The sequence below is a fragment of the Sphingobacterium pedocola genome (genome assembly GCF_015209965.1).
Taxonomy (GTDB): Bacteria; Bacteroidota; Bacteroidia; order Sphingobacteriales; family Sphingobacteriaceae; genus Sphingobacterium; species Sphingobacterium pedocola.
The window spans coordinates 1,151,361-1,162,949 of record NZ_MU158690.1; the positions used below are offsets into that span (position 1 = coordinate 1,151,361).

Consider the following 11,589-nt stretch of genomic DNA (forward strand, 5'->3'; position numbering starts at 1 on the left):
GTTATGAGTGCGGTTGATTTGATAAAATATATTCAAATTAGTGATTTTTCATCTACTCCTAAATACTTGCAATTAGCGGATGCCGTAATTGATGCAATCAAAAATAAACTCATTGGCGTAGGGGATATGTTGCCTTCGATTAACGAGCTGAGTATGCATTTGGATATTTCTCGCGACACGGTAGAAAAGGGATATAAGTTGCTGAAAAACCAAGATATTATTGCTTCAACTCCCGGGAAAGGTTACTTTATTGCAAAGGCAGACATTAGAAGCCGTCAAAAAATAGCTTTATTTTTAAATAAACTTAGTGCCCATAAAAAAATAGTTTATGATGCTTTTGCAAAGGAGTTAGGCGATGACGCCTCCTTGGATATGTTTGTTTACAACAGCGATATATCCTACTTACGAAGCTTATTGTTAAATCTGACGAAGCAATACGACCGATATGTGGTATTTCCACATTTTAAAGAAGGTAGAGATCAGGCTCCGGATGTACTTGCCCTAATACCGGCAGAAAAGCTTATGTTATTGGGACGAATGGTGGAAGGAATGGAAGGTGACTTTCCTGCAGTGTATGAAAACTACGAGAAAGATATCTATCAGGCACTGGAAAAAGCATTGGATCCGCTGTCAAAATACCGTATGTTGAAATTGGTATTTCCAGACAACAGCGATTATCCAAAATCAATTATTAAAGGTTTTTATAAGTTTTGTCAGCAATATGCTTTTGACCACAGTTTAGTAGGCAATCTATCCAAAGAAAATATAAAAAAAGGAGAGTGCTATATTAATCTTGCGGAAGACGATTTAGTGATTCTCGTTGATAAAGTCATATCAAAAGGCTTAGAAATCGGAACAGATATCGGTATTATATCCTATAATGAAACGCCGCTCAAGAAATTTATTCTAAACGGTATTACTACGATTTCAACCGATTTCGAATTAATGGGGATATACGCGGCACAGATTATTAAAGATAATTCCAATCATCATGTTGAAGTTCCCTTTTATGTTAATTTGAGGCCTTCAATTTAAAATAATTCTTTTAAACTTTTGTTGTTGTAATAATAAACGAAGGTTTTTCTTAGTCAATTTTCTATGCGCCTCTATCGCCGGCGCAGGGGCGACTTCTTTTTCCTAAAAAGAAGCAAAAATCGTCGCTGTACCCATTTGCCAGAATGGCTAGTGCCTCCCTCTGCAATTGGCAAATGGCTAAGGCGACATTTTCCGAATTTGTAAGGACACTGCTTTTGTTGTATACGACTATACTTCGGCTGAGTAAAAAGGACGACCTAGGTCGGTGTAGCGTTAAGAAAGCTTTTGGATTTGCGTTAAGAACAGATCTACGAAGTGCAACGGCTCAGAGCTGTTTAGTAAATCCAAAAGCTTTTAGCGTAACATTGACCCAGTCTTGATCTTTTGGTCCATTTTCCATCAAGGGAAAAGGACTAGGCTGCCCGCCGATGAGGGCAAAAAGATAAATACGGATATTAATTGTTGCTAATACAATGTGGAATTAGCGAGCGACAATCTGACTAAATAAAACCTTCCTTTTTTACATCTCAAAATCACAAATCCAAATCAACACCTTGTATTTTATAAAAAGTAATCGATGTAAAACACAGTTGTCACTTTGTAATATTATAGTTATACTTTCCATTGTGTGTAAGTCAAATAGGTGCCTAAAACTATTAGGGATAGCACTTTAGTACGATTTGCAACATTTTGTTAATCCAAATATATTTTTTTACAGGACGGTGCAGGATACGCACGTATAGTGGTTTTGATATCTTGGTGGTTTAAACCTATAAGTTATCTTGTTAAAATCGTTGACTTACCATGATTGAAAGTAGCACAAATCCGGAATTCGTTTCCAGAAAAAGATTTATACAATCTTTAGTTTTGGCGACTTCGAGTGTGTTGATTCCTGATTATCTTTTTGCAGATACTTCGGTCAACGCACGACCATATTTTAAGCTCAAACCCTTGGGTAGGAGTTTTTCGCTCGAAGACTATTATATCTGGTGCTCATCACCCATTTGGGGTACCGACGGAAAAGTCCATCTCTTTTATTCGCGATGGTTGAAAACGAAGGGAATGAGCGGCTGGATCAGAGGTTCTGAAATAGGTCATGCCGTGGCGGATTCACCGGAAGGGCCTTTTCAACACAAAGATGTTGCTTTGGCGCCCAGGGCTGAATACTGGGATAGCACGACCTGCCATAATCCGTTGATCAAAGAGGTGGACGGCGTATATTATCTTTTTTATATGGGTAATTCAAATGGAAAAACAAATACAAAACGTATCGGTATAGCTACATCAGATAGTCTCGATGGCCCCTGGAAACGATACGACCAACCTTGCCTTTTACCCGGTAAAGATGGCGAATGGGACGATCACTGTACAACGAATCCCGCATTTATAAAAGGAGAAGATGGTAAATATTGGCTGTATTATAAATCCTGGAATACTGCAGAATACAGTAATATGGCGGGAGCTGTGCGAGGAAATCGAAAATATGGATTGGCGAAAGCAGATCATCCACTGGGGCCATATCATAAAGTTTCAGATAAGCCCGTTATTGATTTTTCCAATCGTCCGAACAATGCGCAGCTGGAAGACGCATTTGTGTGGAGAGAGAACAATACATATAAATTGATCGCACGCGACATGGGTTTTTACAACCATGAATATGGCTTGATTTTAACATCCGACGACGGCATAGTTTGGTCGGAGCCACAGATTGCCTACCTAGATTTAAAGTCTTATGTAACGGAAAGTGAGCCACCTAAACATTTAAAACGTTTTGGGCGGTTAGAAAGACCGATGATTTTATTTGACAAGGATAATAAAAAACCAAAATATATATTTGGCGGAACGCAAGGAGGAGCATATGACACCGCGACTACTTTTGTATTTGAGATAATAGATTCGGCTTAATAGTTCCGTGTCGTTACTGCCCGACAGATCACAACAAATAACAAGAATAAACCATAAACAAATGCAAACCATGATGACAAAATTGTTGTATTTCCTTATTTTATTAATAGTAGGCTCCGAGGCAATGGCTCAGGAGACGGTGTGGACTTCCGTAAAGCAACCCTTAAAAGAAGTAAAGGCTTTAAAAAAGCAGATCGTCAAGCCGAAATTTCGAAATAAAGACTATGCTATTACGGACTTCGGCGCGGTGGGAGATGGGACAACTAAAAACACCAAAGCCATAGCGGATGCTATCGCAAAATGCCATGAAGAAGGAGGCGGTCGCGTTGTCGTACCAAAAGGCGTATTTTTGACCGGTGCTATTCACTTAAAAAGCAATGTCAATTTGCATCTAGCCGATAGCACCGTAGTGCTATTTAGTAGGGATTCTACGGATTATCCGATGGTATTTACACGCTGGGAAGGTATGGAGTGTATTAATTATTCTCCTTTTATCTATGCTTATGAACAAGAAAATATCGCCGTTACCGGTAACGGTACATTAGATGGGAATGCAAATATGGATTATTGGTGGTGGTGGTGTGGCGCTAAAAAGTTCAATTGGGACGAAAGCAAGGGTAAGCAAACGCCTGCGCGTGTAGCTTTGCATGAAATGATGGCCGATGAGGTAGATCCTAAGACACGTGTTTTTGGCGATGGGCATTATCTACGACCAGCTTTTGTCCAACCTTACAAATGTTCAAATATCTATATTGCTGACGTAAAATTGATCAATGCACCGATGTGGAACTTAAATCCTGTTTTGTGTGAAAATGTATTGATTGAGCGTGTAAAGGTAATTACACACGGCCCGAATAACGACGGCTGTGATCCAGAAGCATGTAAAAATGTATGGATTAAAGACTGTTATTTTGATACTGGTGATGATTGTATCGCCATCAAATCAGGTCGTGATGAAGATGGACGTAATATCGGGAGACCTGCTGAAAACCATATCATTGAAAACTGTATCATGAAAGATGGACATGGCGGTGTGGTAATTGGAAGCGAAATAGCTGGTGGTGCTAAAAATATTTATGCGTTGAATAACACGATGGATAGCCCTAACCTGGACCGTGCCTTGCGTATCAAAACGAGCTCAAGTAGAGGTGGTACCACTGAAAATGTGTTCTTTTATAATACCAAAGTGGGAAAATATAAGGATGCTGCAGTTCGGTTCAACATGTTTTATGAAAAACCTGGAAACCATATCCCTACAATTCGAAATATATGGGTAGAAAATATGACGGTGAAAGAAGGCGGTAAATATGGTGTATTGTCAGCTGCCTACAAGGAATCTCCCGTAAAAAATGTAACCATGATTAACTGTGTAATTGACGGAGTTAAAGAAGCCTATAAAGTAGATTATATAGAAAACGTAACGTTAAAAAAAGTTACTATTAACGGGAAAGAATACACCTCTTTTGATTAAATGATGTTTAGAAAAATAGTCGCTATTACTGTACTTTTCGTTTCTATTTACTGTCCAATCCAAGCGCAATCCAAGCATTGGCAGAAAAATGAACGTACACTACATTACACCGAGGATAAAGGAGATTTTTTATTGGTTGAAGGGAAGTACCGATTCAACCGCGCCTTGTATGGCAATAATAAGGCGTCGCGCGTCGAGGCAGGAGATCTTCCAGAGTTTGCACTTTATATGCCGGGAATGGCTGGGAATCTTCAATTCGTAATAAAGAGCAATAATGAATATAAAAAACTTATTCATGCCGATAAAATTGAGACGAGATATAGACCCGGATCCATGGTTTATGCTATTCGGGATAAGCTCTTTGGAAATGGGGTGCTCGAAATTACGGTCCTGGCACAAGCAGATGAAGAGGGCATGATCGTAAAGGTCCATGCTAAAAATATCCGTAAAGGATCGGAATTGTTTGCGATATATGGCGGAGCAAGTGGCAAGCGCTTTAGCCGTAACGGCGACATCGGCGCAGATCCCGAATCGGGATTCTACCTTTTGCCCGAATACTGTGAACGAAATGAATTCAAGATTAGTAACAATAGCTTTCAACTGAGCTATCCGGGTAGAAAGGATGAGCGGAATATGTTACATGGCACATTTGGTAAGTCGAAGAAGCTATCGCTTGTGGATGCAACGGTACTGGAAAACTTGTCGCAGCTACCCACTTCAAAGGCGGGGAAATCTCCCATTGTTACCGCTCATTATGCATTGGACGAAAGGCCTATTTTCATACAGGTGGCAGGAGGAACATTTGCCGGAAAAAGGCTTCTTGATGCCGATTTATCAACAATATATACTAAGGCTGAATCGGATAGACAACAACTGGCCGGCCGTATTAAAGTAAACACACCGGATCGCTACATCAATAATTTTGGTGCTACCTTAGCGGTCGCGGCGGATGGAATCTGGGAAAGCCCAACCTTCTTGCATGGCGCTGTTGCATGGCGCATGCGTTTAAATGCCTGGCGTGGGGCGTATTCCGCAGATGTGCTCGGTTGGCATGATCGTGCAAAAGAACACTTTTCGAGCTACGCCAATTCGCAGGTAATTGAACCCGAGGTGGGTAAGGTCGTGGCAGATACGGCTTTGCATTTGGCACGCCACATTGAAGAGATGGGAACCTCCGTTTTTTCGAGCGGGTATATCTCACGGAATCCGAACGACAATTCCAGACCCCATCATTATGATATGAATTTGGTTTTTTTCGACCAACTGTTTTCTCATTTTAATTATACGGGAGACCTTGTCTATTTGAAAAAAATGTGGCCTACGATTGTGCGTCATTTGGCTTGGGAGCGCCGTAATTTTGACGTGGATAGAGATGGTTTATACGATGCTTACTGTGCGATTTGGGCGAGTGACGGTTTACAATATTCCGGAGGAGGTGTGACGCACACAACGGCCTATAATTACCGCGCCAATAAAGCTGCCGCTAAATTGGCGAAGTTAATAGGCGAAGATCCAGCATTGTATGAAACTGAAGCCGCACAAATAGCGGAAGCATTACGTTCCCGGTTGTGGTTGAAAGGAAATGGTCATTTTGCAGAGTATCAGGATTTATTAGGTAATAAGATAGTGCACGATAAACCAGGGCTGTGGACCATATATCATATTGCTGATGCGTATATTTTGGATGATTTTGAAAACTACCAAAATGTGCAGTATATCGAGAATCACTTGCCCAAGATACCCGTACAGGTTAAAAATGGAGAACACCAAGGTCTATATACCTTGGCAACGACCACCTGGCAGCCCTATACCTGGTCGGTGAATAACGTAGCCTTGGCCGAAAACTTACAGGCCTCCCTCGCTTATTGGCAGTCGGGGAGATTTAATGAAGCCTTTCACCTTTGGAAAAGCAATATTATTGAAAGTATGTACCATGGAATCAGTCCGGGTAATTTTCAGCAATTATCGCATTACGATGCCTTTAGAGGTGAGTTGTACCGAGACTTCGCAGACCCAATCGGTGTTGCGTCGCGTACATTAGTCGAAGGACTTTTTGGTATTCATCCGAATTTGCTGGATAAGAAGGTATTCATAAAACCAGGCTTTCCGGACGAGTGGGATTTTGCAGAAATTGAATTACCGGAATTAACCTATAGCTATAAACGAAACGCTAAAACAATTCATTATTCCATACATACAAAAGTGGCTGATGCGGTGTCGTTAAGTTTGGAGATTCCGATAAATTATTCGAAAATCAAATCGGTGAAGGTAAATGGAAAAGAGGTGACGTGGAATCTAAAACCGTCTTCGATCAATTTTCCTTACATTCAATTTGAAACCGAAGCCGGTTCTTCTTTTGCCATAACGGTAGAACAGGAGGGGCAAAAGATCACACCAATTTCGTATGCTGTCGCTCATCCTTATACCGATTCATTTGTGATCGAACTCCCGTCTGATATAGCAATTACAGACGTATATGATCCGCAGGAACTTGTAAAAGAAAGGACCGGAGCAACATTCATGTTGGTAGAAAAGAAGCATAAAGGCACTTTTTTTATTCAGATTAAACGGGATGATCTTTCCTGGTGGGAAGGCATTAATATAGAATTGACAGATCCAGTGACACCTACTTTTTCGCAGGAAGGTCATCAACATTTTCTTAATATCGAAAATAAATCACGTATTGAACGTGTGGTTAAGGTCAAGTTAGCGTCTTTTGAAAAAGAGCTAAAATTGAGAGCTGGGCAGTTGGAGAAAATTGAATTGCCCAACAATCTGCTGTCAAAAGGTACCAATCGGGTTTTCCTGTATGTAGAAGGGAAGGAACTTGTTTCGGATTATGTTAACTGGGATATAGCGAATACGGCATCCTATCAAGCACAGGATTTGAGCCGCTATTATAATGATCGGGTGACGAATATTTTTGAACAAAAATATCTTTCTCCTCGACCGGATGTTCCGACCTTACAGTTACCTTGGCAGGGTATTGGTAACTGGTGTTATCCCTTGACTACGGCGTCGATTGATGATTCAGGATTGATGGCTAGCAGAAAAAATAATACCGTTACGTTCCTGGATGTTCCGTTCAATATCACCGGTGAGAAAAATGTGTTGTTTAGTAGCCAATGGGATAATTATCCGACGGAAGCAGAGATTCCTTTACATGGACAGGCGCATAAGATGTATTTGTTGATGGCTGGCTCTACAAATCCGATGCAATCGCAGATTGCAAATGCGAAGATTCAGGTGAATTATACCGACGGTACAGCGGATACCTTCGTGTTGAAAAATCCAACCAATTGGTGGCCAATTGAGCAAGATTTTTTAGATGATAATTTTGCTTTTGAAATACCCGATGATCAAATACCCTATCGTATTAAACTCAAAACAGGAGAGGTTTATAGGGGAGGAACCCTGGGCAAATATAGCGAAATTAAGGGCTACACGAATCGGGCGGTAGATGGTGGAGCCGCAACACTATTGGATTTCCCGTTACAGCCGGGTAAGTTATTGCAATCGGCTGTATTGATCGCAGAAGCCAATGATGTTGTGGTCGGTATTATGGGGTTAACTTTATTACGTTAAAAAGATAAAATAGATGATTATAAAAAGCAAACTTTTAAGCATTGGATTATGCGCACTGGTGTTTTTCTCCTGTGAAGGACAACAGGGGGGGAAGATAGACAGAAAAGCTGTCGTTCAACGTCATAATGTGGTAAATGACAAGATGGATACGCTGTCGTCATTGACGGTGGGGAATGGTGTTTTTGCCTATACCGTTGATATTACTGGGATGCAGTCTTTCCCAGAAGTGTATAAAAATGGGGTATCGCTAGGTACGCAATCCGAATGGGGATGGAGTTCATTTCCCAACGAGGGCGACTATAAATTTGAAGAAACACTAAAATCGTACGATTTTAATAATGAAGGACGGGATGCAAAATATAGCATCCAGCACAAGGAGCCGGGACGGAATAAGGACGCAACGGAATATTACCGGGTGAATCCCCACCGCCTTCAACTGGGTAATGTCGGTTTGGAATTGTATTTGAAAAATGGACAAAAAGCGAAAATTGAAGATCTTACAGATGTCAAACAGACACTGGATGTATGGACAGGTATTATTTCAAGCGAATTTTCCGTAGATGGTGATGTCGTTAAGGTTTCAACAGCAGCGCACCAATCGGAAGATAAAGTCGCCGTGAAAGTGAGCTCGGACTTGATTGGGCAGAATAGAATTAAAGTTTTTGTGCAATACCCATATCCGAGTGGAAAATTTTTGGATGAAGGAACGAATTATGCGAATGCTCAGGAACACCAGAGTAAATTGATCTCCAGTTCAGCAGATGCATCTATATTAAATCATAAGTTAAAGGGCGCTAGTTACTATACCTTTTTGGACTACTCGGAGGGGAATGTAAAAGAGGGCAGTACGCATTATTTTGTATATGAGCCTGCAAAAAAATTAAAAGAATTTGAACTTGCGGCTAGATTTTCGGCAACAGATAGCATCAAATCGACAGCGGCGCTGTACACTTCGACTGCGGAAAGTAGTACCGAAGGCTGGGCTGACTTTTGGAAAAGTGGTGCTGCAGTAGATTTCGAAGGTAGTACCGACCCGAGAGCAAACGAACTGGAAAGAAGGATTGTGCTTTCGCAATACCTCACCAAGGTACAATGTGGAGGAAGCAATCCGCCGCAGGAAACTGGATTAACATTTAATAGTTGGTATGGTAAGCCACATACGGAGATGCATTGGTGGCATGGTGTACACTTTGCTTTGTGGGGACGTCCTGAGATTATGGAGGAGACCCTAACATATTATTTCAGAACCTATGAAAAAGCCAAAGCACTTGCCGAACGTCAGGGCTATAAAGGCGTCCGGTGGATTAAAATGTCGGATAACGACGGTAACGAGAGTCCATCTTCCGTGGCTGCATTTTTAATTTGGCAACAACCGCATATTATTTACATGACAGAACTCGCTTATCGTGATAAGCAGGACCCAAAAGTGTTGGAGAAATATAAAGACCTGGTATTTGCATCTGCCGAATTCATGGCAGATTACGCATACTATGATAAAGAAAAAGATCGCTATAATTTAGGTAAAGGCGTGATCCCAGCGCAAGAAGTATTCCGTGCTGTAGAAACATTTAACCCTACCTATGAAGTGGCTTATTGGGACTGGGCGCTGCGGATTGCGCAGGAATGGAAAGAACGGCTTGGTGAGCCACGGGATAAAAAGTGGGACGAGGTGATTAATAAACTAGCTCCTTTACCTGTTCAGGGAAATGTGTACCTGGCAACAGAATCAGCTACAGACTCGTATACCTTTCCGAAGTGGATGACCGATCATCCGGCTGTTTTAGGAGCTTTGGGAATGGTGCCGGAATCACCGAAATTGGATAAGGAGATCATGAAAAACACATTGGATACCGTATGGGCGAAATGGACATGGGGACATACCTGGGGATGGGATTTTCCGATGACGGCCATGAATGCGGCTCGTTTAGATTTACCCAATAAAGCACTGGACGCTTTGTTTATGGATATCCAAACGAATACCTACCTCAAAAACGGTCATAATTTTCAGGATAATAGACTCCGCATCTATTTGCCGGGTAACGGCGGTGTGCTGACGGCAGTAGCGATGATGCTTGAGGGCTGGGATGCTTCCGAGGGTGACTTCCCAGGATTCCCGAAAGACGGAAGCTGGAAAATTAAGAAAGAAGGATTTAAAAAAATGCCTTAATCGATGAAGATGAAGAATATTATAGTATTATTAGCGAGCACTTTTTTTGTATTGGGACTTCAAGCGCAAACGGATCTAAGTAAAAATGAGGTAATCAAAAGACTACGTCAGGCCAATAATTATTTTATGAATAAATGGCCGGATCCAGGAAAGACCATTGTTACGAATAAGGAACGCCGTGCAAATATCTGGACGAGAGGGGTATACTACGAAGGCTTAATGGCTCTGTATAAGCTGGATCAACAGAAAGATTACTATGATTATGCAGTAGAGTGGGGAGAGAAGCACGATTGGAAACCTGTACGTGGCGAAGTGTATACGCGACATGCCGACAATCAAAACTGTGGAATGACTTACATCGATCTTTACCGCATTGATCCACAGCCTGAACGCATTGATGCGATCAAAAAAAATATTGATTCGGTGATCAATAGCGGCCGGTACAACGACTGGACCTGGATTGACGCGATCCAGATGGCTATGCCTATCTATGCTAAACTAGGTGTGACACTGAAGGACACCAAGTACTTTGACTACATGTATAAGATGTATCACCACATCAAGTACAAAGAAGGTGGTCATGGATTATACAATCCGGAAGACCAGTTGTGGTGGAGGGACAAAGATTTCATCCCTCCATATAAGGAACCGAATGGCGAAGATTGTTATTGGTCTAGAGGAAACGGTTGGGTGCTTGCTGCGTTAGCCTTGGTATTGGAGGAATTACCGGATACAGATTCACATTACCAAGAATACCTAGCAGATTTCAAAAGTTTAGCCAAGGCATTGGTACCGTTGCAACGCACAGACGGATTCTGGAACGTTAGCCTACATGATCCGAATAATTACGGGGGTAAAGAAGCTTCCGGTACTGCATTGTTTGTGTACGGCATGGCGTGGGGAATCAATCATAGTATACTGGATAAAGAAATGTATTTGCCTGTTATTACAAAGGGATGGAATGCACTGACCAAAGAGTCGCTTCAACCGAACGGCTTCCTGGGATATCTGCAATCTACGGGTAAAGAACCTAAAGATGGCCAGCCGGTCACAGTGGATAAGGTGCCAGATTTTGAAGACTATGGTTTGGGATGCTTTCTTCTGGCGGGAACGGAGGTTTACGAACTAGCGAAATAAAGAACAGTAATTTAACACCCAAATGTTTGAGAAAGGCCATTTAATGAAAATTAAATGGCTTTTCTTGTTCCTACCCGCTCTTGTTTTTGGGTTTGCATAGAGTCGGGTAATTTTTTTTCGCGATCTAATTCATTTATTTTTTCTTTTAAAGTAGTTGATTTATAGCTGATTAAAAAGATTTGCTTAAAATTTTTAATTTCGTTCAGGACAGTACAGGACAATGTAATCGGTTGCATCCAATATATTTGAAACAATAAGAGAGATGGGGGGCGACTTTCGTTTTTTTTTA

General features: G+C 41.4%; 7 protein-coding genes. 6 read left to right on the top strand and 1 reads right to left on the bottom strand.

From position 1 onward, the window contains the following. Nucleotides 1-3: 3 nt before the first annotated feature. The 6 genes from C4F40_RS14835 to C4F40_RS14860 all read left to right on the top strand — a co-directional run bounded on the left by C4F40_RS14835 (nt 4) and on the right by C4F40_RS14860 (nt 11,300). A complete protein-coding gene (locus C4F40_RS14835; protein WP_196940161.1) occupies nt 4-1,035 on the top strand; it encodes a GntR family transcriptional regulator in 1,032 nt (343 codons plus the stop codon). Nucleotides 1,036-1,839: 804 nt separating this feature from the next. Next, a complete protein-coding gene (locus C4F40_RS14840; RefSeq protein WP_196940162.1) occupies nt 1,840-2,940 on the top strand; it encodes a glycoside hydrolase family protein in 1,101 nt (366 codons plus the stop codon). 70 nt (nt 2,941-3,010) lie between these two features. After that, a complete protein-coding gene (locus C4F40_RS14845) occupies nt 3,011-4,411 on the top strand; it encodes a glycoside hydrolase family 28 protein (RefSeq protein WP_231390076.1) in 1,401 nt (466 codons plus the stop codon). Continuing rightward, nucleotides 4,412-7,996, top strand: a complete 3,585-nt coding sequence (locus C4F40_RS14850) for a DUF4450 domain-containing protein (RefSeq protein ID WP_196940164.1) — start codon at nt 4,412-4,414, stop codon at nt 7,994-7,996. It abuts the gene before it with no gap. Nucleotides 7,997-8,009: 13 nt separating this feature from the next. Next, a complete protein-coding gene (locus C4F40_RS14855; protein WP_231390077.1) occupies nt 8,010-10,163 on the top strand; it encodes a hypothetical protein in 2,154 nt (717 codons plus the stop codon). A gap of 9 nt (nt 10,164-10,172) precedes the next feature. Next, nucleotides 10,173-11,300 (top strand): glycoside hydrolase family 88/105 protein, encoded by a 1,128-nt coding sequence (locus C4F40_RS14860; RefSeq protein WP_231390078.1) that lies wholly within the window; start codon nt 10,173-10,175, stop codon nt 11,298-11,300. Between the two features lie 50 nt (nt 11,301-11,350). Here C4F40_RS14860 and C4F40_RS14865 read toward each other — a convergent pair whose 3' ends face one another. Continuing rightward, nucleotides 11,351-11,536, bottom strand: coding sequence for a hypothetical protein (locus tag C4F40_RS14865; protein ID WP_196940166.1), 186 nt, complete (start codon nt 11,534-11,536; stop codon nt 11,351-11,353). Between the last annotated feature and the right edge of the window lie 53 nt (nt 11,537-11,589).

Bases quoted from the DNA above. Each gene is read 5' to 3' on its own strand.
- C4F40_RS14835 (WP_196940161.1), top strand. From the start codon at position 4: ATGAGTGCGGTTGATTTGATAAAATATATTCAAATTAGTGATTTTTCA.
- C4F40_RS14840 (WP_196940162.1), top strand. From the start codon at position 1,840: ATGATTGAAAGTAGCACAAATCCGGAATTCGTTTCCAGAAAAAGATTT.
- C4F40_RS14845 (WP_231390076.1), top strand. From the start codon at position 3,011: ATGATGACAAAATTGTTGTATTTCCTTATTTTATTAATAGTAGGCTCC.
- C4F40_RS14850 (WP_196940164.1), top strand. From the start codon at position 4,412: ATGATGTTTAGAAAAATAGTCGCTATTACTGTACTTTTCGTTTCTATT.
- C4F40_RS14855 (WP_231390077.1), top strand. From the start codon at position 8,010: ATGATTATAAAAAGCAAACTTTTAAGCATTGGATTATGCGCACTGGTG.
- C4F40_RS14860 (WP_231390078.1), top strand. From the start codon at position 10,173: ATGAAGAATATTATAGTATTATTAGCGAGCACTTTTTTTGTATTGGGA.
- C4F40_RS14865 (WP_196940166.1), bottom strand. From the start codon at position 11,536: ATGCAACCGATTACATTGTCCTGTACTGTCCTGAACGAAATTAAAAAT.